The organism is Klebsiella sp. BDA134-6 (assembly GCF_015601345.1).
Lineage (GTDB): Bacteria > Pseudomonadota > Gammaproteobacteria > Enterobacterales > Enterobacteriaceae > Klebsiella > Klebsiella grimontii.
Window position 1 is genome coordinate 765050 of record NZ_CP064784.1, and the last position, 22177, is coordinate 787226.

Consider the following 22177-nt stretch of genomic DNA (forward strand, 5'->3'; position numbering starts at 1 on the left):
TCATCTTTTATGCTTTGCGGGAAGGTTTGGCAAACAGAAGTGAATGTTTTGTGATCGGATTAACAATATATTTACAGGTTTTTAATTTATCCGTTTTAAATCAATTGGTAATGAAATTTAGTTGTACCATCTGGTACTTTTCACTGGCAGAAACCGGTTGCCTTCTGCGGCAATTAAGGCTAATTATTAACTTATTAACAGATGAGAGATTTCATTCAGAGGTATGTGATGCATGATTCGTTAACTATCGCGCTGCTGCAGGCGCGGGAAGCGGCGATGGCCCACTTTCGGCCCATCGTTAAACGCCACAATCTGACCGAGCAGCAGTGGCGTATCGTGCGGATCCTCGCCGAAAATCCGTCGATGGATTTTCACGACCTGGCCTTTCGCGCCTGTATTTTACGCCCGAGCCTGACCGGCATCCTGACCCGTATGGAACGCGACGGCCTGGTGCTGCGCTTAAAGCCGGTTAACGATCAGCGCAAGCTCTACGTTTCGCTGACCCCGGCGGGCCTGAAGCTGTATGAAAGCGCCCAGGCCCAGGTCGAAGAAGCCTATCGCCAGATAGAAGCCGAGTTTACCGTCGAAAAAATGCGCCAGCTTACCGCGCTGCTGGAGGAGTTTATCGCCCTGGGGAATGGAGCGCAGGGAGAGGAAGAGGCGTAATGCGTTGTCCGCGCGAAAAACATCCCGGAGGCGGTGCTGGCGCACCTGTCCGGGCTACGGGTTCACAGTCTGGTAGCCCGGACAGGCGCAGCGCGCCGCCTCCGGGAGAAAGCGTCCTTCAGAACAAGGTATCGAGCTCTTCCAGCACGTTATACTGCTCATCCACCAGCAGCAGGGTTTTCCATTTATCAAACGTCAGGCACGGGTGCGAGGTGCCGAACACCAGAATATCGCCGACCTGCACGTCGCTGCCCGGTTCAAGGCGCAGCATGCAGTGCTGATCCATGATCCCGACGCTTTCGATCCCCTGCGCGGACAGCTGCTCACCGTGGCGATACCTGGCGATCGGCTGCGGCAGCCCGGCGTCGAAGGCGCAGTCGCGTTTACCGAAGTTGACCACCGCGCGATCCGCTTCCGGCACCGACTGGACCATCGCCATCAGCTCCAGCGCCGAGGTTAAATCGCCGCCCAGATCGCAGGCGATCGGATCGCGCGCCACCAGCGCTTTCTGTGCGGCATCGTAGATCCCCCGATCGTGGGTGATATAGCAGCCGGGGCGGATAACGATTCGACACTGCGCCGGTTTCTTCGCCGCCAGCCAGATATTGCACACCACGTCATACCAGACGGTGCCCGCGCCGGTAAGGACAAACTCGCCCTCCACCAGCGGCGCCATCCGACAGGCCAAATCGGCGGCCTGGCGCAGCAGAGCCTCCACCTGCGGCTGCGGATCGTCGCCGTGCAGCACCCCTTCATACAGCTCTAGCCCGCGCAGCTTCAGCCCCGGAAGGTCCGCGACGGCCTGCGCCAGGGCCAGCGCATCCTCCACGCTGCGACAGCCGCAGCGCCCGCCGGCCACGCCCAGCTCAATCAGCACGTCCAGCGTTTGTTGCCGTTCGCTGAAAAAGGCCGACAGCGCGCGGGCGTTGGCGAGGCTATCGATGCAGCAGATAAAATCCGCTGCCCGGTAATGCGCCTTCAGCCGCGAAACCGCCTGCATATTCGCCCTACCGACCAACTGATTAACCATTAACACGCGCTCAACGCCGCTGGCCATCGCCGCGCCGGCCTGCCAGGCGCTGCCTACGCCGATCCCCCATGCCCCCGCCCGCTGCTGCGCCTGAAAAATCCACGGCGTCATCGTCGTTTTGCCGTGCGGCGCCAGCGAGACGCCGCGCGCGTCGGCATAGCGTTGCATCCAGGCGATGTTATTTTCCAGCGCCGTTTTTTTCAGCAACGCGGCGGGCAGGCAAATATCTTCCGCCAGCAGATTTGCCGGTTCGGACATCACGGCGGCTTTGTGCGGAATAAGCGTATCGGAATGGTATTTCATAACACTATCCTTTTAGGGTTTATGATCGGATTAAGTTAAGTATCAATTCTAATTTATTGAAAAATAATAATTTTATTGTTTGTTTTTATCGTTAATGAATAAAAGTATCATAATTTGATCTGGTTTTTGCGTAGTTTTCCACTGTTTTTCCGCCTTGTAAATGGTTAACTTGTCGACAGAGTTGAGAGGGAGTAATTGCGATGAAAGTTAATTGGCTTTTCAAAAACGTCACGGTCATTGACGGCAGCGGCGGACCGCAGTTTCGCGGCGACGTGGCGGTGAAGGGCGATCGGATTGTGGATATGGCCCCGGCGCTAAACCTGCCGGCGGAGCAGGTGATTGACGGGCAGGGGCGCGTGCTGGCGCCCGGATTTATCGATGTGCATACCCATGACGATATTAACGTCATCCGTATGCCGGCGTATTTGCCGAAGCTGAGCCAGGGGGTGACAACGGTGATTGTCGGCAACTGCGGGATCAGCGCGGCGACGGCGACCCTGCGCGACGGTGTGCCTGACCCGATGAATCTGCTGGGCGAGCAGGAGCACTTTATTTATCCCACCGTGGACGCTTACGCCCACGCGGTGGAGGCGGCGAAACCTTCATTAAACGTTGGCACGCTGATTGGCCATACCGCGCTGCGTAATAACCATATGGACGATCTATTTCGTCCTGCGACGGAAACCGAGATTGCCGGGATGCGGGTGCAATTGCGCGACGCGCTGCGCCAGGGGGCGCTTGGCCTGAGCAGCGGGCTGGCCTACGCCAGCGCGTTTCAATCCACTACCGAAGAAGTGATGGCGCTGGCCGAGGAGCTGGCGACAGAGGGGGGAATTTATACCACCCACCTGCGTTCGGAGTTCGAACCGATTCTCGAGGCGCTCGACGAGGCGTTCCGCATTGGCCGCCACGGTAACGTACCGGTGGTGGTATCGCACCATAAGTGCGCCGGCGCGAAAAACTGGGGTCGCACGAAGGAGACGCTGGCTTTCTTCGATGAGATGCGCCAGCGCCAGGAGATCGCCTGCGACTGCTACCCGTACTCTGCCAGCTCATCGACGCTGGATATGAAGCAGGTGACCGATGAGTTCGACATCGTCATCACCTGGTCGGAAGCGCAACCGGAACAGGCCGGGAAAACCCTGCAGCAAATTGCCGACGGCTGGCAGGTTAGCCTGCATGAGGCGGCGGCGCGGCTGATACCCGCCGGGGCCATTTACTACAACATGGATGAGCAGGACGTACGGCGGGTACTGCGTTATCCGGTAACCATGATTGGCTCCGATGGTCTGCCGAACGATCCGATGCCGCACCCGCGGCTGTGGGGCGCTTTCCCGCGGGTCCTGGGCCACTACAGCCGCGATGAACGGCTGTTTCCGCTGACCACCGCTATTCACAAAATGACCGGGCTGTCGGCGGCGCGTTTCCAGCTGGCGGATCGCGGGCTGGTGAAAGTGGGCTACTTCGCCGATCTGGTGCTGTTCGATCCGCAGACGGTGCGCGATGTCGCCAGCTTCTCCGACCCGAAACAACCGGCGGACGGTATTGAGGCGGTGATGGTCAACGGCGTGATGAGCTACGGCAGCGATAAAAAGATTATCGGGCGCGCGGGGCGTTTCCTGCGTCGCCAAATGAACTGAGGAGTGAAAGATGAGTATTAAACGTTATGGCGTGGAAGGCGGTACCGGGACTGGCGGGCAGCATCTACCGTTCGCGCGCGCGGTGGAGGCGGGAGGCTGGCTGTATGTATCCGGCCAGACGCCGATGAAGGACGGTGAAGTGGTGGAAGGCGGGATTGTCGACCAGTCGCGCCTGGCGATTCAGAACTGCGTGGATATCATGAGCGAAGCGGGCTACAGCCTGGCCGACGTGGTGCATGTTAAAGTGATCCTCACCGATTCACGCTATTTTCAGTCTTTCAACAAAGTGTTCCGCGAGTTTTTTGGCGACAACCCGCCTGCCCGTATCTGCTGCGTAGCGGACCTGGTGGTGGATTGTAAAGTCGAAGTGGATGTGACCTGTTATAACGCGGCTCGCGTATAAAAATTTATTCATCAGAAATATAAACAGGATTTTGAGCGCTGAATTCATTCAGCGCTCCGTAGCCTTTTACCTTTTACATACTCAACTGGCAGGATGTGAATCATGAATAGTCATGTCTTTTTAGTCGGCTTTATTATTTACGCGTTGGCCATGATTTGGCTTGGCTGGTACGTGTCGCGTAATCAAAAAAGCGGTGAAGATTTTTTACTCGGCGGCCGTTCCTTACCGCTGTTTCTGACGCTGGGTTCCACCGTGGCGACCATGGTGGGAACCGGTTCAAGCATGGGCGCCGTAGGCTTCGGCTACAGCAACGGCTGGGCCGGTATGCTGTACGGCGTGGGCGGGGCCATCGGTATTCTGCTGGTGGCCTGGCTTTTCGCGCCGGTGCGTAAACTCCGTTTTATGACCATGAGCGAAGAGCTCTCATATTATACCGGCGGCAGCCATTTAATTAAAAATATCGTCGGCATAATGATATTTATTGCCTCGATTGGCTGGCTGGGGGCCCATATTCTCGGCGGCAGCATGTATTTATCCTGGGCCACAGGAATAAATCTGACGCTGGCAAAAATTATTATCGCTCTGGCGTTTGCGATTTACGTGATTATTGGCGGGTATTCTGCGGTGGTGTGGACGGATACCATTCAGGCATTAATTCTGTTTTTCGGTTTTATCCTGATGGCGATTCTGGCCGTGGTTCATGTGGGGGGATGGGATGCCATTGTTCAGGCGATGGATCCTAAGGCGATGAGCCTGTTTGCCGTCGACAAGCTCGGGGTGATACCGGCGCTATCGCTGGCCATGGTCATCGGCGTCGGCGTATTGGCGACCCCTTCCTATCGTCAGCGTATCTACTCGGGGAAAGATGTCTCTTCGGTACGCCGCTCGTTTGTCTATACCGGCGTGTTGTATCTGTTTTTCTCGGTACTGCCGGCGATTATCGGCATGGCGGCATGGACGATGAACCCCCATCTGGAGAACAGCAATTACGCCTTCCTGTTCGCCACCAGTTTCCTGCCGGCGACGCTGGGGCTGGTGGTGCTGATTGCCGGACTTTCCGCCACCATGTCTTCGGCCAGCTCCGATGCGATAGCCGCCGTGGCCATCATGATGCGCGATGTCTATACCCTCGTTACCGGCAAGATGCCGCCGGAGAACAGGGCGATAACCCTCTCCCGCTGGATGCTGGCGTTCGTGATTGGCCTGGCGATGATTTTCGCCCTGACCTCGAACGATATCATCAGCTATATCACCAAAATGATCTCCATGCTGATGTCCGGGCTGTTCGTCTGTTCGATTCTGGGCCGCTTCTGGCTGCGCTTTAACTGGCAGGGCGCGTTAACGGCGCTGCTGAGCGGCATGCTGGTCTCTATTGTGGTTCTGATTAAGGCCGACTGGCTGGCTTACTGGGGCAACCCGTGTATACCGTCCGTCGTCGGCAGCTTCGTTTCCGCTGTTTTTGTCACGTTAATGACGCCTGCCAGCAAAATCAGCCGTCAGCAAGCGCTGGAGATGATTACCCAGGAGCGGGAAGGGCAGGCGGCGCCGGCGAAAACGACGGTGGTGCCGGCCTCAGGAGACGCGCAATGAGGGACTATATTGCCGTCGACTGGGGGTCCACCCAGCTGCGTGGCTGGCTGATTCGCAACGCTCAGTGCATCGAAACGAAGCAGCTGCCGCTGGGCATCACCCGCCTGAACGGGCGGGCGCCCGCCGACGTATTCGAGGAGCATTTGGCGCCCTGGCGCGGCGCGGCGACGCTGCCGGTGCTGATGGCCGGGATGATCGGCAGCGATGCGGGCTGGCAATCGGTGCCCTATCTTGCCTGCCCGGCGGCGATTGACGCGCCGGGGCAGCAGCTTTGCGCCGTGGCGGAAGGCGTGTGGATTATTCCCGGCCTCAAGATGGATCAGGCCGGGGATTACAACGTGATGCGCGGCGAAGAGACGCAGCTGCTGGGGGCCTGGCAGCTGGCGCCGGCGGAGTGTTACGTGCTGCCGGGCACCCACTGTAAATGGGTGCAGGTGGAGGACGGCGCGGTGCGCCATTTTGCCACGGCGATGACCGGAGAACTGCATCATCTGCTGATGGCGCAGTCGCTGCTCGGCAAAGGGCTACCGGCCCAGCAGACGGACGAGGCGGCGTTTGAGCGAGGGCTGGAAAAAGGGCTGGCGCAGCCGTCGTTGGTGAGCGAACTGTTTGTCGCCAGGGCGGCCAGGGTACTCGGGGCGCTGGCGGCGACCTCGGTCAGCGACTATCTCTCCGGTCTGCTGATTGGCGCGGAGGTGGCCGTCATGGGCCAGCGTTACCGTACCTCCGCCGTCACGCTGGTTGGCGACCCGGCGCTGAACGCTCGCTATCGCCGGGCGATGATAGCGCGTGGAATGACGGTTAACAGCTGCAGCGGCGATGAGGCATTGCTGAACGGCATGGCGAGGATAATGCATGGACAAGATTAAACTGGTGGCGATTTTACGCGGCATCCGCCCCGCTGAGGCGGCGGAGCATATTGCGACGCTGGTGGGCGAGGGCTTCCGCTATATTGAAATCCCGCTTAATTCACCGGACTGGCGGCAGAGCATTCCGCAGATGGTCGCACGTTTTGGCGAACAAGCGGTGATTGGCGCGGGAACGGTGCTTAAGGTTGAACAGGTCGATTTTCTGGCCGACGCCGGGGCGAAGCTTATCGTGACGCCGAATACTCAGCCGGAGGTGATTCGCCGGGCGGTGGCGCGCGGAATGCGGGTCTGCGCCGGATGCGCCACGGCGACCGAGGCGTTTAGCGCGCTGGACGCCGGTGCGCAGTGGCTGAAAATTTTCCCGTCTTCCGCATTCGGCCCGGACTACATTCGGGCGCTGAAAGCGGTACTGCCGCCGGAGGTACCGGTGCTGGCGGTCGGCGGCGTGACGCCGGAGAATCTGGCGAGCTGGGTGCGAGCGGGATGCGCTGGCGCCGGTCTGGGAAGCGATCTTTATCGCGCCGGGCAGGCCGTGGAGCGTACCCGTCAGCAGGCGGAGAGGTTTATCGCCGCCGCCCGCTGCGCTTAATCGCCCAGCGGCTGGCGGTCAACGCCGCCGCGGTGGCTGTCGAGCGCCAGCTTAATGCGGCGTAGTCTGCCTTTTGCCTGGGTCTTGTTGGCCATCGCCAGTTCGGTGGCCAGCACGTCAACCATCGCCAGCATCGCATAGCGCGAAGTGCTGGGCTTGAAGATATAGTCGTTTTCGCGCACCAGCAGCGGCAGAACCAGATCTGCCTGCTCCGCCAGCGGCGTCCCGGCAGGGGTAATCGCAATCACCTTCGCGCCGTACTGGCTGGCAATCGCCGCGCTTTCAATGATTTCCTGGGTATAGCCGCCTAAGGACAGCACGATAACCACATCCTTTGGCGTGACCGCCGAGCTCATCATGCGCACCAGCAGACCGTCGTTCTGACTGACCACCGGCAGGCCGAGGCGAAACAGGCGATACTGGATTTCCTGAGCGCAGATGGTGGAGCCGCCGCCCATGCCGAGGGCCAGAATCTGCCGCGCGTCGCTCAGCCAGCCGACCGCGCGTTTCAGCGCCTCAAGATCCAGCGCCCGCCGGTTGGTCTCCAGCACGCCGATGATCGACTCGTAGATCCCCTGTACGCCTTCAAGGTCCGGCACATCGAGGATAAATCGCTGCCCGACCGCGAGGGATTGCGCGAGCTTCATCTTCAGCTCGCGGACGTCTTTGCAGCCCAGCGCCCGGGCAAAGCGGGTGACCGAGGCCTGGCTGGTATGGGTCAGACGCGCCATCTCGGCGATGGGCAGCTCCGCCGCCGCCGCGACATCATCGAGAATAAACTGCGCGATGCGCTTTTCGGTCGCCGTCAGTTCAACAAAGCGATCGGTAATGCAGGAAATGATATCGATTGACCAGGACATACGGGTATCAACGGGTTAATTTGGAATGATACTTTGTACCATATTCAGGCGCTGAAAGCAGCGCCGAAGGCTACAGCGCTAAGCGCATGGCGCAGCGCGTTTCCGGCGCCAGCCCGTGTTCCGTCTCCAGATCTCTTTTCGCCGCCAGCCCTGCCGGTAGCCTTAGCTCGTTCAGCATTGAAAATCCGAGGCGCGTGTAGAACGGCGCGTTCCACGGCACGTCGCGGAAGGTGGTGAGCGTGACCGCCGGATACGCCGCCTGGCGGGCTGACTTTATTACCTGCTCCAGCATCATGCGGCCAACGCCTCGCCCCTGCCACGCCTGATGGACGGCGATCTCAACGATAAACAGCGCATCGTCCAGCGGTTCGGTCAGCACGAAGCCGATCGGTTGGTCATCGGCCACGGCCAGCAGGCTGTGGTCCGTTTCGAGAAACAGCCGGTGGCGCTCGGGGCTTATCACATCGCTTTCCGCCAGCCAGGCCAGCGCCGGGATCTGGCGGAAAGCCTGGGCCGCCGAGCGCTCAATCGCGGGCAGGAGGGGAATATCGTTCTCCTCAGTCAGGCGTAACGTCGCGGCGGCGGTTATAGTGTTAGTTTTCATCACCTCAGCATAGCAGCCTCCGGGAGAAATGTATGGAGCTTACCGCCGTTCCCGCCACTCAGTTCAGCATTGAGCAACTGACAACGATCCTCAGCGACTGTTTCGAAGATTACCTCGTTCCCGTCACGCTGTCGGTGGAGGTTTTTGTCCAGCGTTTTAGCGCCGAAGGGCTGAGCCTGCTGGATTCTCGCGTCTGGCTGGAGGGTGATGTCCCCGCCGCGATGGCGGTCGTCGCCCGACGCGGCGATGAAGCCCGACTGGCGGCGTTCGCGGTGCGGCCTGCGTATCGCGGAAAGGGCGTTGGCCGCCGGCTGATGACGCCGCTTATCGACGCGCTGCGCGAGCAGGGCGTACGGCGGATGTGGCTGGAGGTTATCCGCGATAACCATGCCGCGGTGGCGCTGTATCAATCGCTGGGCTTCGAGGTGCGGCACGGGCTGTGCGGCTATCTGAGCGCGCAGGCCGCGAGCGAGGAGTCATCCATATTGCAGGAGTATGACGTGCTGGCGCTGACGCGCAGGGCCGGCGCCGAGATTAACGGTCAGCTGCCGTGGCTGATGGACCCGCTCACCTTCAGCACCCTCCCGTGCCGGGCGTTGAGCCTTCATCAGCAGGCTTTCGCCGTGCTGGCGACCTTAACCAGCAGGCCGCAGCTGCAGTTTTTATGGGTCGATCCCGCCGCCCGCGGGCGCGGGCTGGGACAGGAAATGCTGATGGCGCTCGCCCGTCGGTTTCCCGGCCTCGGTACGTCGGTGACTATCCCGGAGCGCTTTACGCCGCTGTTTCACGCCGCCGGCTATACGCCCATGGCATTAAAACAGTATGAGATGAGCGCGACCTTGAGCGCCCTGCCGCCAGCAGGGCGTTAAGATTCAGCCGTTACGCGGGTCGCTAATCGGCTGTCGGACCAGGAAAATATAGGCCAGCGCGCCGAGGGCGGTCACGCAGCCGCAGATAATCAGCGCCAGCTGGAATGAATGGGTGGTATCGACGATAAACCCGGTCACCAGCGGCGCGAAGGAGGCGCAGATAAAGCTGGCGAAGTTCTGGATGCTGCCGACGGACGCAGTCATCCTTGAGGCCACCGCGACGTGAATCAATCCCCAGCAGGAGGTGCCGGCAAAGTGGATGCAGAACAGCGCCATACCGATTAACAGCACCGCGGCGATTGAGGTAGTGGCCTGCGGCACGATAAGCGTAAATGCGGCGGAGCAGAACATCCCGGCAATAATGCAAATTTTACGGCTTTTGATCGGCGCCATGCCGCCTTTAACCAGCCAGTCGGTGACGTAGCCGTTGATGAGCATACCGGCGGCGCCGAACAGGAAAGGAATGGCGGCCATAAAACCGGTACTTTTCAGATCAAGGCTATATGCCGTTTGCAGGTAGCCCGGCAGCCAGGCCAGATACAGCCATGCGGTATAGTTGATGCCGCTGAAGCCCAGCATCATTCCCCACATGGTTTTGTTTTTAAACAGGCTGCGCCATTCGGCAAAGCTTAGCGGGTCGCGGCGAACGTTGACGCTCCCGGCGTTAAGGTAGGCCTGCTCGTCGGCGGTGAGAGCGATATCCTCCCGGTTGCGATAGAGCATATACCAGCCGATAGCGACGAAGATCCCCAGCAAGCCGATGGTGATAAACATCCCGCGCCAGCCCATCATCAGCATCATGGCGGCCAGGATCGGCGGGCTGATGGCGACGCCAATAGTCGACGCGGCGTTGAAGAAACCCATCGGGCGGCCGCGCTCTTTAATATTAAACCAGTCGTTGATCACCTTGACGCCGCAGGGGTTCATCGGCGCTTCGCCGATCCCCATGCCGATACGCACCAGAACGAACTGGGTAAAGCTGTGCACCATTCCGGAGACCGCCTGAAACAGCGACCAGAAAAACATGCCCAGCCCCAGCATGATGCGCGGACCTTTACGGTCCAGCAGCGGCCCGCAGGGGAGCTGGGCGATGCCGTAGGCCAGCGAGAAAACGGACAGCAGCGCCCCGATTTCGGTGGCGCTCAGCCCCAACTCTTCGCGAATCGTTAAGTTCGCGACGGACAATGAACTTCTGTCGAGGTAGTTAATCACCGCCGCCAGAAATAACAGGATCATTGCCGTTGTCTGAATTTTTTTAATGCGAGTACTACGCGTTAACGTATTATCTAACGGAACTGAAATCGTCTCCGCTTTCCCTTTTTTAAAGGTTGTCTGCGGGTCGATAGTGATATTTCGTTGTTCCACGCCTGACTCCTGGCTATTCTATTTGAACGACAAGTGACACCGAATGGTTTAAACACCACCCACCTATTTCACAGTAAAGTAAGTCGACTTGTTTTCAGCATAAATAACCTTTTTTACGGCATTAGTTTATGTTTTGAGATTTGTGCTGCTGATAATCATTTTCTGTTTTTAATCGGTACTTAATGAGCCAGGGATTCGCTCTGTTTGAGCGAGTTAATCATCGACTGCTTCGCCGAGTTCAGGTGGTTACGCAGCGCCAGGTTGGCATCCAGATCGCTGCGGCAGATGAGCGCGCTGAGGATGGTCATATGTTCATCAATGGCGATGATATTGCGCTGTTTAAGGTCGCTTTCATCCCACTGATAGTGAAAGTGGAAGATCACGGAAATAATTTCAAGTGATTGATTAAAAAATATATTTTCCGCAGCGGACAGCAGCAGCGTATGAAAGTCGCGATCGAGCTGCGAAAACATACGAAAGCTGTCGCCGATGCTGTCCCGCAGGGCGCGATGGCGCTCAAGCAGGGTTCTGGCCTGCAGCCAGCGGGCGTCGTTATCCGGCAGGTTGAGGAAGTGCTGGAGCGCGTGGGTTTCCAGCATTTCCCGCAGTTCGAACAGCTGCTCCGCCCAGGATTGCTCAAACTTCTTCATGTTCCACTGGCCGCGCTTTTCGCTTTCAATCAGGTTGTAGCGGCTGAATTTCAACAAAAATTCTCTGACCACCACCGGACTGACGCCGGCAGCACGCGCCAGCTGTAGCTCGGAGAACATCTCCCCGGCGCGCAGCTGGCGCTGGTTGATCATGGTGAAAAACGCCTGTTCGAAGAGACGATTCTGTTCTGCCAGCGAGGCGCTGGAACCATCGAAGCCGTCCTGCACCTCCGGCTGGCGGAGGATCTGGTAATCCTGCTTGACCTGATGCAGCACGCCGCGCGCGCATAAGTGGCTGAGGATGTGGCGCACGGTGGTGCGGCTGATGTTGTACATCTCCGCCAGCGCGCTTTGAGAGGGCAGCGGCGAGGGAAGAAAGCCGCGCGCCATATCGTTAATGACCTGGTTAATGACGTTGTGACGAAGGTTTTGTGAACGGCTCATCATGATTCTCCTGTTATTTCGTTATTAAAACCAGATTTAAAACATTTTTGTGCGCGAGCTTTCACAGTTTTCGCAATGACTTTAACCTCAATTCTGTTTTTCATCGATATCTAAGCCAACAAATACGGAGGCAATTATTATGACGTCGATGAATACACTAGTGTGCCAGGAACCCAAAAGATTTCACTGGGAAAAACGCCAGATTCCTATTCCCGGGGACGATGAGGTTCTCATTAAAATAAAAACGGTGGGGATTTGTGGCACCGATATTCACGCATGGGGCGGCAATCAACCTTTTTTTAGCTATCCGCGCGTTCTTGGTCATGAAATATGCGGCGAGATAATCGGTCTTGGTAAAAATATTCTTAATCTGAAAAGCGGCCAGCAGGTTGCCGTCATTCCTTACGTCGCCTGCCGCCAGTGTCCGGCCTGCCTGAGCGGCCGGACAAACTGCTGCGAGAAGATTTCGGTTATCGGCGTGCATCGGGACGGCGGGTTTAGCGAGTACCTCAGCGTTCCGGTTAAAAATCTGCTGGTGGTGGATGATGTCGATCCTGAAGCCGCAGCGCTAATTGAGCCTTTTGCCATCAGCGCCCACGCGGTGCGTCGCGCCGCTATCCGGGCGGGAGAGCAGGTGTTGGTAGTTGGCGCGGGCCCCATCGGCCTTGGGGCGGCGGCTATCGCCAAAGCCGACGGGGCGCAGGTGGTGGTAGCGGACACCAGTCCGGCACGGCGCGAACATGTGGCGCAGCATCTCGGTCTGAGCACCCTCGATCCTTCCGACCCGCAGTTTATCGAACAGCTGTGCGCCGCCTTCGGCGGTTCTCTGGCGCAAAAAGTGATCGACGCCACCGGGAATCAGCATGCGATGAACAACACGGTGAATTTAATTCGCCACGGCGGCAGCATCATATTCGTTGGCCTGTTTAAAGGTGAACTGCAGTTCTCAGATCCAGAATTTCATAAGAAAGAGACCACCATGATGGGCAGCCGCAATGCGACGGAAGAGGATTTTGCCAAAGTCGGGCGGCTGATGGCCGAGGGGGAAATCACTGCCAGGATGATGCTGACCCACCGTTACGATTTCAGGTCGCTGGCGGACATTTACGAAAGCGAAGTGATTAATAATCGCCAGCTGATCAAAGGCGTCATTCATTTTTAGCAGGTAAGCTCATGAAATCGTTAAACAGACAAGATTTTCCCGGGCCGCAGTACCCGACGCGCGCGATTCAGTTCGGCGAGGGCAACTTTCTGCGGGCGTTTATCGACTGGCAGCTGGATCTGTTGAATGAGAAAACCGATCTGGCGGCGGGAGTCACCATCGTTCGTCCGATCAACACCGAGTTTCCACCGTCGCTCAATACCCAGGACGGACTCTACACCACGGTGAGCCGCGGACTGGACGAACACGGGGAGGCGGTGAGCGAGGCGCGAATTATTCGCTCCGTAAACAATGAAATTAACCCCTGGCAGGATTTTGCCGGCTATCTGGCGCTGGCCCGTAACCCGGATATTGCATTCGTATTTTCAAATACCACCGAAGCGGGCATCAGCTATCACGCCGGAGACCGGCCTGACGATAAGCCGCCGGTTAGCTTCCCGGCGAAGCTGGCCCAACTGCTGCTCGAACGGTTCCGCCATTTCAACGGCGCAGCGGATAAGGGCTGGACGATTATCCCGTGTGAGCTAATTGATTATAACGGCGAGGCGCTGAAGGCGCTGGTGCTGCGCTACGCCGAAGAGTGGCGATTGCCCGCGGCTTTTCACAACTGGGTTGAAACGGCCAATACGTTTTGTTCAACGCTGGTTGACCGCATCGTTACCGGCTACCCGCATGATGAAGCAGAAAAGCTGGAGGCGGAGCTGGGCTACCATGATGCTTTCCTCGATACCGCCGAATATTTCTGGCTGTTTGTTATCCAGGGACCGCGGGCGCTGGCGGAAAAGCTACGGCTTGACCGCTGCCCGCTTAATATTCATATCGTAGAGGATATCCGGCCCTACAAAGAGCGCAAAGTCGCCATTCTTAACGGCGCGCACACCGCGTTGGTCCCGGTGGCGTGGCTGTGCGGCGTGGATACCGTCGGCGAAGCGATGCGCGACGAAGCCATTCGCCATTATGTGCAGCAGACCATCGGCGAGGAGATTATCCCGGCGCTGGATTTGCCCGCCGATGAGCTACGCCAGTTTGCTGATGCCGTTACCGGACGCTTTCTCAACCCGTTTATCCGCCATCAGCTGCTCTCCATCGCCCTGAACGGGATGACCAAGTTTCGCACCCGGATCCTGCCGCAGCTGCTGACGAATATCCGCCAGCATGGCGTCATTCCGCCGCGCTTAACCTTTGCCCTGGCGGCGCTTATCGCCTTCTACCGCGGCCAGCGTGACGGGCAAGCGTATCCGTTACAGGATGATGACGTCTGGTTAACTCGTTTTGTCGAAGGGTGGGCGCAGGTGGCCCAGGGCCGCCCGCTGGGTGAGCTGGTGACGGAGATTTTGCAGGATAAAGCGCATTGGGGCGAGGATCTGACGGGGATTCCCGGACTTGCCGAACAGGTCACGCGGTATCTGGAAGTGATTTTGAGCGAGGGGATGCGGGAGGCCCTGATACGGTTATAGCCGGTTTGTTGTGCGGCGCCCGCGGATTTGGGCGTCGTTTTTTTTTGTGCTCTGAACCGCAAAAAATGAATTAAGCGCCAACGCCTGGCGGATTTCCCGCATCATAAGCCCCTGACAGGCGAAGAGGGGGATGCGATGCGTAAAACGGAACTGTTGGCTTTTCTGCAAAATCAGACCGATTTTTTTGATCCGGATAACCTGAGCGAGATCTTCACCGCCGGCTACCTTGCCCGGCGTTTTGCCATGCAAAGAAACACCGCCAGCCACTATCTGAATCAGCTGGTGGCCCAGGATGTGCTGGTGAAGATCAATACCCGTCCGGTCTATTTCCTGCATAAGGCCGCCTTCTGCCAGCAGTTTTTCCCCCTTTCCCGCAGCGAGTACGCCAGCATGGCGGAGCTGCTGGCGGAGAGCGACCGACAGCCGGAGCAGGCGGATCATTTCTCATTGCTGACCGGCCATGACGGCAGCCTGCGCAAGCCTATCGAACAGATGAAAACCGCGCTGTTTTATCCTAACGGCGGGCTACCGCTGCTGATCACCGGCGACAGCGGTACCGGCAAGAGCTATATGGCGGAGTTGATGCACGAGTTTGCTATCGCCCAGGGACTGCTGGCGCCCGATGCGCCCTTTGTTAGCTTCAACTGCGCCCAGTACGCCAGTAACCCGGAGCTGTTGGCCGCCAACCTGTTTGGCTACGTTAAAGGCGCGTTTACCGGCGCGCAGGGGGATAAAGCCGGGGCGTTTGAGGCGGCAAACGGCGGCGTGCTGTTTCTCGATGAAGTCCATCGTCTGGATGCGCAGGGCCAGGAGAAGCTCTTCACCTGGCTGGATCGCAAGGAGATTTATCGGGTGGGGGAAACGGCGCAGGGGATGCCGATTTCTCTGCGGCTGGTGTTTGCCACCACCGAAGATATTCACAGCACTTTTCTGACCACCTTTATTCGCCGTATTCCGATCCTCGTTAGCCTGCCTGATTTACAAAACCGCAGCCGCCACGAAAAAGAAGCGTTAACGCTGCAGTTTTTCTGGCAGGAGGCGCGCACGTTGGCCGCCCGGCTGCAGCTGACGCCCCGGCTGCTACAGGTGCTGACGCACTATGTTTATCGGGGTAACGTCGGTGAGCTGAAGAATGTGGTGAAGTACGCCGTTGCGTCGGCCTGGGCGAGGTGCCCGGGCAGCGAGAGGCTTAACGTCACGCTGCACGATCTGCCGGAAAATATCATAGCCGCGACGCCAGCGCTCAGCGAACCGATGGGCCAGCAGGAGCCGCTGCTTATCGAACCGCAGACCAGTCTGGTTTGGCTGCTGCGCGCGCGCGATCCGCTTCAGGGGCTGATCTACGATATTCAGTGCCGCGTTCTGGCGCTATATGAAGCGGTATTGAGTAAAAAAACGGTTTGGGAAGAGGCGCAAAAAAAAATGGGCGAAGAGATTGAAACTCTCTTCGATCGGCTTATTTTCGATAATCACGATGCCAGCAGTTCGCATCTGCTACTGCTGCTGACCCATCAGGCGCGGGAAGAGTTTTATCGCCTTGAAAAGCGCTTCAATATCCAGTTTAACGGCAACTGTATTTACGCCCTCAGCCACTACCTGATACATCGTTCTCGCCAGGCGCACTCCACCATGAGCAACGAGAAAAGCCGCCAGCTGGAGGATTTCCTGGCGCAAAAGTTTCCGCTGCTGTATCGCTTTTGTGAAGAGATCCTCGCCGCGCTGGCGCTGAAGCTGGATATTGAACCCCGACGCATTGACCTGCTGTTGCTGGTGCTGTGGTTACAGAAAAACGGCGCCATCAGCCAGCAGAAGGTCACCCGGGCGATCGTTCTCGCCCACGGTTACGCCACCGCCAGCAGCATCGCCAACGTGGCGAACCGGTTGCTGAAAAGCCAGCTGTTTGAGTCATTCGATATGCCGCTCGACGTGACGCCGGAGGCTATCGCCGACCAGGTGATGGCCTATATCGAGAGCCACTCGCTGGCTTCCGGGCTGATCATCCTGGTCGATATGGGATCGCTGAACGCTATTCACAGCCACTTTAACCGCCGTCTGACCACGCCGGTGGCGATTATTAATAACGTCTCGACCGGGATGGCGATGTACGTCGGAGAGCGGATTTTGCAGGGCGATATGCTGGAGGATATTGTCCGTGAGATTGGCGATGATCTCGCGGTTGAGCATCAGCTCTATTATCCGCAGGCGGACAAACCGCGGGCGATTCTCACGACCTGCGCCACCGGCCTGGGGGCGGCGGCGAATCTGTCGGCGCTGTTAAAAGCCAGTATTCCCGAAGCGCTCGGCATCGATATTGTGGCCTGCGATGTGGAAACGCTCGCCGATCCCGCGCGGCGGGAGCCGATGCTCAGCCGCTACGAGGTGTTAGCGATCGTCGGTACACTCGACCCGCATCTTGCCGATCTGCCGTGGATCTCGCTGGATTCGCTGATTTCCGGCCAGGGCAGCCGCCCGCTGATGCGTATTTTCGGCGAGCTGGCCACCTCTGAACAGGTCAGCGAAATTAATAACCTGCTCCTGAAAAATTTCTCGCTGCGCCGGGTGATCGAGTCGGTGACGATCCTTGATACCGCAAAGGTCATCAATCAGGTCGAGCAGTTTTTACTGCGCTATGAGCATCTGGCCGGCTGCGACGTGCCCAACGATCGCAAGGTGGCGCTGTACGTACATATCAGCTGTCTGATTGAGCGACTGATCCGCAACGCGTCGCCATCCCATTATTCCGGAAGGCAGTGTCCGGAGAGCGAGCTGGTTATTCTCCGCGAGGCCTTTAGTGTCATTGAGAGCGGATATAGTGTCAAAATCCCCGCCGTAGAGCTGTATTACATTCACGATATCCTGACTCGGGAAACAGAATTTATTCAGGAAGATCAAGAGTTTTAATTCCCTTCATCCGTTGGTCCTTGCGCTAACCGGCTCGCCACTGTTTCTGGCACGCCGGTTGCAATTAAGAAAGCAGTGGAATGCGCTTTCGAGGTAAGGATGAAACGACACTATATTTTTGCCAGCCATGGCACCTTTGCTAACGGTCTGCTGAACTCCGTGGAGCTGATCCTCGGCAAGCAGCCGGATATTCATACCCTCTGCGCCTATATCGAAGAGGAGGCCGATCTAACGCAGCAGGTGGAGACGCTGCTGGCGCGTTTTCCCGCTGAGGATGAGCTGATTGTCATTACGGATATTTTCGCCGGTAGCGTCAATAATGAGTTTGTGCGTTTTTTATCGCGTCCTAATTTTCATTTATTGTCCGGTTTAAACTTGCCGCTGATTATTGATTTGCTTATTTCCGCAGGGGAAGAAAATACCGAGAAATTAATTTCTGAAGCATTAACAAGCGCCAAAGAGAGCATCCAGTACTGCAATCAGACGATTGCCAGTGCGATGACCGTTGATAAAGACTTCTGAAATGAGGGAACACCATGATTACGCTATTAAGGGTAGACCATCGATTACTCCACGGCCAGGTCGCTTTTTCCTGGACCCAGTATGTCGGGGCCGATTGCATTTTAATTGCCAACGATAATGTCCCCACTGATGAGCTGCGGAAAACCACGATTAAGCTCGCCAAGCCGCCTTCGGTAAAACTGGTGATTAAAAATATTGACGACGCTATAGAAGCGATAAAAAGCGGCGTTACGGATAAATATAATCTCTTTATCGTTGTGGAGTCGGTGAATGACGCCTGGCGTATTGCCAGCGCCGTCGCGGAAATAAAAAGTATTAATCTCGGTGGGATTAAGGCTAAAGAGGGCAGCAAAAATATCTCTAAGGCGATTAATTTACTCCCGGAAGAAATAGAGCAACTGCAGCAACTGGTCGGGAAAGGCGTCGAGGTTGAGATCCGCCAGGTCCCTAACGATCGCAAACAGCTTTTTGCGGAATGCGTTTAATTCCGGAGGACAGATTATGGTAGAGGCTCTCTTACTGGGTCTGGTGGCGTTTATCGCGCAATCGGAATATGCATTAGGGACGTCGCTGATTTCGCGACCTATCGTCACCGGGCTGCTGACCGGACTGGTGCTGGGGGATGTGCAGACCGGCGTCATCATGGGGGCAACGCTCGAGCTGGCGTTTATTGGATCTTTCTCCGTCGGCGCGTCGATACCGCCTGACGTGGTAACCGGCGGCATTCTCGGGGTGGCGTTCGCCATTACCTCCGGCGCGGGAACGGAAACGGCGCTGCTGCTTGGCCTGCCTATCGCCACCCTGACGCTAATCCTGAAAAACGTTTATCTGGGGATGTTTATCCCGATGCTCAGCCAGAAGGCTGACGGCTACGCGGAACGGGCGGATACGCGGGGCATTGAGCGGATGCATCTGATTGCCGGCTTCGGGCTGTCGCTGATGCTGGCCACGGTGGTGACCGTTTCATTCCTGGTCGGCAGCAACGCGGTGAAATCCCTGCTCGATACCATCCCGGAATTTATCAAACACGGGCTCAGCGTCGCTACCGGCATCATTCCGGCTCTCGGCTTCGCGATGCTCGCCAGGCTGCTGATTAACAAGAAAGTCGCGCCGTACTTTTTCCTCGGCTTCGTGCTGATGGCCTACCTGAAAATCCCGGTGACCGGCATCGCTATTCTTGGCGCAATCGTGGCGGTGGTCATGGTTAACGTCACCGCGTTGAGCTCACCTCGTACGACGACAGAACAAGGAGTCAGCGATGACGACGAAGATGATTTCTGAAGAGACCCTGCGCCCGCAGGAGCAAGAAGAGACCCGTATTACGCCGCGCGATTTACGCCGGGTGTTCTGGCGCTCCTTCCAGATGGAGTTCTCGTGGAACTATGAGCGGCAGATGAATCTCGCCTTTGTTTACGCGCTGATTCCGGTGCTGAAAAAGCTCTATCCGCGCAAAGAGGAGCTGGCCGGAGCGTTGAAACGACATCTGGTGTTCTTCAATACCACGCCGCATATCGTCACATTGCTGCTGGGGATCACCACGGCGATGGAGGAGAAAAATAGCCAGCAGAAAAACATGGACGCCAACGCGATTGATAACGTTAAAGCGTCGCTGATGGGGCCGCTGGCCGGGTTGGGGGACTCCTTTTTCTGGGGGACGCTGCGGCTGATCGCCACCGGCATCGGCACCAGCCTTGCGCTAAAGGGCAACATTCTCGGACCCATTCTGTTTCTGCTGGTGTTTAACGTACCGCATATTCTGGTGCGCTGGTTCTTTACCCGCTGGGGCTACGTGCTGGGCACCGGGGTGCTGCAGCGGATCCAGAAGAGCGGAATGATGGAGAGCCTGACCTACGGGGCGTCGATTATCGGCCTGATGGTGGTGGGCGCGATGACCGCCTCAATGATTGATATCACTATCCCTGTCTCTTTCGGCGCCGGGGAGGCGAAAACCCAGGTACAGGACATTATCAACGACATTCTGCCCTGCATGCTGCCGTTGCTGAGCTTTGGCATCGTTTACTGGCTGCTGGGGCGTAAGGTCAAACCGCTTTCTATTATTGGCGGGATGGCGCTGGTGGGCATTCTGGGTTCGTGGATTGGCTTGTTTTAACGGGAGTCGAAAATGGTACCAACAATGATGATGTATATCAGCGAAGAGCCGGCCTGTCTGGCGCAGATCCTGCGCGACTATCGGCAAAAGCTGGCGGCGATTGAGGATTTCGCCCGCCAGCATCCGGTACGCCGTATTTTGCTGCTGGCGACCGGATCGTCGCTAAACGCCGCACTGTGCGCGCGCTATTTCTTTGAACAGCGCTTCGGCGTGTTGGTTGAAATTAAAGAGCCGTATAACTTTACGCATTACGAGGCTGTCGATCCGCATACCGATCTGGTGGTGGCGATTTCGCAGAGCGGAAAAAGCGCCTCGACGCTGGAGGCGATGCGCAAGGTCCAGGCGGCGAATCTGCCGGTTTTTGCCTTGACCTCCGACCCGCAAAGCCCGATAGCCCGCGATTGCGACGGGGTACTGGATATCAATACCGGTATTGAGAGCGTAGGGTTTGTCACCCGCGGCTTTAGCGCGACGGTACTGAATTTGCTGCTGATGGCGCTGATGATTGCCCGTGTTCAGGGAAGAGTCAGCGAGGCCGAGGAGCAGCGCTATCTTGACGAGCTGCAGCGGCTGGCGGCGGCTATCCCGGATGTTATCGCCCGCACCTCGCGCTTTATCGACAGGCACGGCGAAGCGCTGCGGGGCGGCGAACGATTTATCGCCATCGGCTATGGCGCGCTGGTTGGCGTGGCGAAGGAGTTCGAAACCAAATTTACCGAGACGGTGCGGGTCCCTTCTAGTGGATTTGAACTTGAGGCCTATATGCACGGCCCCTATCTGGAGGCGAACGCCCGTCACGTGATGCTGTTTATTGAAGATGCGCCGGATGCGCGTACCCGGGCGCTGCGGGACTATATGGCGCCGTCCATTGCCCGGGCCTTTACGCTGACGCTCAGCGATAAAGAGGATGAGCAGGCGCTGGCGCTGAACTGTCCGTGTGACCATCACCTGGCGCCGCTGCTGCTAATCGTTCCGGTCCAGATGCTGGCATGGCATACCGCCCGACTAAAAGGGATCGATCTGGCAAAACGTATTTTTGACGATTTTGACCGCGTATTAAAAAGTAAAATCTGATTATTCAGGAGAATAACTATGTTGGGTTTTAATCAGGACGAGTACCTGACCAGTGCTCGCGAGATCATCGCTGCGCGTCAGCAGGCAGAAGCCGTCGCCGACGATATTTATCACAGCGGCTGTAGCGCGTTATTTTTCGCCTCGGTAGGCGGTTCTTTGGCGCCGATGATGGCAATAAATGAGTTTGCAAAAGAATTAACCAGCGTACCTGTTTACCTTGAGCAGGCGGCGGAATTAATTCATCGTGGGCACAAAAAATTAAATAAAGATGCGGTGGTGGTGACGTTATCCAAGTCCGGCGATACCAAAGAGTCGGTCGCCATTGCCGAATGGTGCAAAGCGCAGGGGATTCGCGTGGTGGCCATTACCCGTAACGCTGATTCGCCATTAGCTGAGGCGGCGAGCTGGCATATTCCGATGTGCCACAAAAACGGCGTGGAATATGAATATATGCTGCTGTACTGGTTATTCTTCCGTGTTATTTATCGTCACGGCGACTTTGCCGATTACGATCGTTTTGCCAGCCAGCTGGAACTGCTGCCGGAAAATCTTCTGCAGGCCAAACGCCGGTTCGATCCGCAGGCGGATAAAATCGCCGCTCAATATCATGGCTGCGACTATATGATGTGGATTGGCGGCGCGGAAATGTGGGGCGAGGTCTATCTGTTCTCGATGTGTATTCTTGAAGAGATGCAGTGGAAGCGGACCAAGTCGGTGAGTTCCGCCGAATTTTTCCACGGCACGCTGGAGTTGCTGGAGAAAGAGGTTCCGCTGTTTCTGGTCAAAGGCGAGGGTAAATGCCGGGGGCTGGATGAGCGCGTTGAACGCTTCGCTGAGAAGATCACCAACCATCTGGTGGTGATTGACCCGCGCGACTACCCGCTGAACGGCATCGATGATGCTTTCCGCTGGATTATGGCGCCGTGCGTGGTTTCCACCCTGCTGGTGGACAGGCTGGCGGCCCATTTTGAACATCACACCGGGCACGATCTCAATATTCGCCGTTATTACCGTCAGTTTGATTACTAAGCCTTGCTTGCGGCGGCCAGCCTGGCTGGCCGCCGCGCTA

At 57.3% G+C, this 22177-nt stretch carries 21 protein-coding genes and 1 pseudogene; 16 read left to right on the plus strand and 6 right to left on the minus strand.

Annotated features, from left to right (window positions below):
* Positions 1 to 75, minus strand: a pseudogene (locus IYV58_RS28570) (hypothetical protein); the annotation flags it as partial.
* 153 nt (positions 76 to 228) lie between these two features.
* Between IYV58_RS28570 and hpaR the strand changes: the two are divergent.
* Positions 229 to 666 (plus strand): homoprotocatechuate degradation operon regulator HpaR, encoded by a 438-nt coding sequence (hpaR, locus tag IYV58_RS03570; protein WP_004128621.1) that lies wholly within the window; start codon positions 229 to 231, stop codon positions 664 to 666.
* A 118-nt stretch (positions 667 to 784) separates the two neighbouring features.
* Here hpaR and IYV58_RS03575 read toward each other — a convergent pair whose 3' ends face one another.
* Positions 785 to 1999 (minus strand): amino acid deaminase, encoded by a 1215-nt coding sequence (locus IYV58_RS03575; RefSeq protein WP_087828586.1) that lies wholly within the window; start codon positions 1997 to 1999, stop codon positions 785 to 787.
* A 200-nt stretch (positions 2000 to 2199) separates the two neighbouring features.
* Between IYV58_RS03575 and IYV58_RS03580 the strand changes: the two genes are divergently transcribed.
* The 5 genes from IYV58_RS03580 (at position 2200) to IYV58_RS03600 (ending at position 7090) form a co-directional block, all read left to right on the plus strand.
* Complete coding sequence (locus tag IYV58_RS03580) at positions 2200 to 3639, plus strand: N-acyl-D-amino-acid deacylase family protein (protein WP_087828587.1); 1440 nt, start codon at positions 2200 to 2202, stop codon at positions 3637 to 3639.
* 10 nt (positions 3640 to 3649) lie between these two features.
* The gene (locus tag IYV58_RS03585; protein ID WP_049114121.1) at positions 3650 to 4042 is read left to right on the plus strand and encodes a RidA family protein; all 393 of its coding nucleotides are present in this window, start codon (positions 3650 to 3652) and stop codon (positions 4040 to 4042) included.
* 102 nt (positions 4043 to 4144) lie between these two features.
* Complete coding sequence (locus tag IYV58_RS03590) at positions 4145 to 5632, plus strand: sodium:solute symporter family protein (RefSeq protein WP_087828588.1); 1488 nt, start codon at positions 4145 to 4147, stop codon at positions 5630 to 5632.
* Positions 5629 to 6501: a 2-dehydro-3-deoxygalactonokinase gene (locus IYV58_RS03595; protein WP_004128628.1), complete on the plus strand. Its 873-nt coding sequence runs from the start codon at positions 5629 to 5631 to the stop codon at positions 6499 to 6501. Before IYV58_RS03590 ends, IYV58_RS03595 begins: the two co-directional genes overlap by 4 nt.
* A complete protein-coding gene (locus IYV58_RS03600) occupies positions 6488 to 7090 on the plus strand; it encodes a 2-dehydro-3-deoxy-6-phosphogalactonate aldolase (RefSeq protein WP_004128629.1) in 603 nt (200 codons plus the stop codon). The genes IYV58_RS03595 and IYV58_RS03600 overlap by 14 nt, the downstream gene beginning before the upstream one ends.
* Here IYV58_RS03600 and IYV58_RS03605 read toward each other — a convergent pair.
* Positions 7087 to 7950 (minus strand): MurR/RpiR family transcriptional regulator, encoded by an 864-nt coding sequence (locus IYV58_RS03605; RefSeq protein WP_004128630.1) that lies wholly within the window; start codon positions 7948 to 7950, stop codon positions 7087 to 7089. The genes IYV58_RS03600 and IYV58_RS03605 overlap by 4 nt on opposite strands.
* 70 nt (positions 7951 to 8020) lie before the next feature.
* Positions 8021 to 8554 (minus strand): GNAT family N-acetyltransferase, encoded by a 534-nt coding sequence (locus IYV58_RS03610; RefSeq protein ID WP_004128631.1) that lies wholly within the window; start codon positions 8552 to 8554, stop codon positions 8021 to 8023.
* A 32-nt stretch (positions 8555 to 8586) separates the two neighbouring features.
* Here IYV58_RS03610 and IYV58_RS03615 point away from each other — a divergent pair, with 32 nt between their 5' ends.
* A complete protein-coding gene (locus IYV58_RS03615; protein ID WP_049123268.1) occupies positions 8587 to 9423 on the plus strand; it encodes a GNAT family N-acetyltransferase in 837 nt (278 codons plus the stop codon).
* Between the two features lie 3 nt (positions 9424 to 9426).
* Here the strand turns inward: IYV58_RS03615 and IYV58_RS03620 are convergent, their stop codons facing one another.
* Positions 9427 to 10788, minus strand: coding sequence for an MFS transporter (locus IYV58_RS03620; protein WP_004128633.1), 1362 nt, complete (start codon positions 10786 to 10788; stop codon positions 9427 to 9429).
* Between the two features lie 179 nt (positions 10789 to 10967).
* Positions 10968 to 11882: a GntR family transcriptional regulator gene (locus IYV58_RS03625; protein ID WP_172879690.1), complete on the minus strand. Its 915-nt coding sequence runs from the start codon at positions 11880 to 11882 to the stop codon at positions 10968 to 10970.
* A gap of 139 nt (positions 11883 to 12021) precedes the next feature.
* On the opposite strand from IYV58_RS03625, the gene IYV58_RS03630 reads away from it, so the two are divergent.
* From IYV58_RS03630 to IYV58_RS03670, 9 genes are all read left to right on the plus strand, one after another.
* The gene (locus tag IYV58_RS03630) at positions 12022 to 13044 is read left to right on the plus strand and encodes a zinc-binding alcohol dehydrogenase family protein (RefSeq protein WP_004128635.1); all 1023 of its coding nucleotides are present in this window, start codon (positions 12022 to 12024) and stop codon (positions 13042 to 13044) included.
* Positions 13045 to 13055: 11 nt separating this feature from the next.
* A complete protein-coding gene (locus IYV58_RS03635) occupies positions 13056 to 14501 on the plus strand; it encodes a tagaturonate reductase (RefSeq protein WP_049113873.1) in 1446 nt (481 codons plus the stop codon).
* Between the two features lie 135 nt (positions 14502 to 14636).
* Complete coding sequence (locus tag IYV58_RS03640) at positions 14637 to 17402, plus strand: sigma 54-interacting transcriptional regulator (protein ID WP_123828488.1); 2766 nt, start codon at positions 14637 to 14639, stop codon at positions 17400 to 17402.
* A 99-nt stretch (positions 17403 to 17501) separates the two neighbouring features.
* Positions 17502 to 17924 carry a PTS sugar transporter subunit IIA gene (locus tag IYV58_RS03645; RefSeq protein WP_004128638.1) on the plus strand — a complete coding sequence of 141 codons (423 nt, stop codon included), beginning with the start codon at positions 17502 to 17504 and terminating at the stop codon, positions 17922 to 17924.
* Between the two features lie 14 nt (positions 17925 to 17938).
* Positions 17939 to 18409 carry a PTS sugar transporter subunit IIB gene (locus IYV58_RS03650; RefSeq protein WP_024360411.1) on the plus strand — a complete coding sequence of 157 codons (471 nt, stop codon included), beginning with the start codon at positions 17939 to 17941 and terminating at the stop codon, positions 18407 to 18409.
* Positions 18410 to 18425: 16 nt separating this feature from the next.
* A complete protein-coding gene (locus IYV58_RS03655) occupies positions 18426 to 19205 on the plus strand; it encodes a PTS mannose/fructose/sorbose/N-acetylgalactosamine transporter subunit IIC (protein ID WP_004108505.1) in 780 nt (259 codons plus the stop codon).
* Positions 19183 to 20034 (plus strand): PTS system mannose/fructose/sorbose family transporter subunit IID, encoded by an 852-nt coding sequence (locus tag IYV58_RS03660; RefSeq protein WP_004128642.1) that lies wholly within the window; start codon positions 19183 to 19185, stop codon positions 20032 to 20034. Before IYV58_RS03655 ends, IYV58_RS03660 begins: the two co-directional genes overlap by 23 nt.
* A gap of 12 nt (positions 20035 to 20046) precedes the next feature.
* Positions 20047 to 21108, plus strand: coding sequence for an SIS domain-containing protein (locus IYV58_RS03665; protein ID WP_195729430.1), 1062 nt, complete (start codon positions 20047 to 20049; stop codon positions 21106 to 21108).
* Between the two features lie 18 nt (positions 21109 to 21126).
* A complete protein-coding gene (locus IYV58_RS03670; protein WP_112167019.1) occupies positions 21127 to 22137 on the plus strand; it encodes an SIS domain-containing protein in 1011 nt (336 codons plus the stop codon).
* Positions 22138 to 22177: the final 40 nt, after the last annotated feature.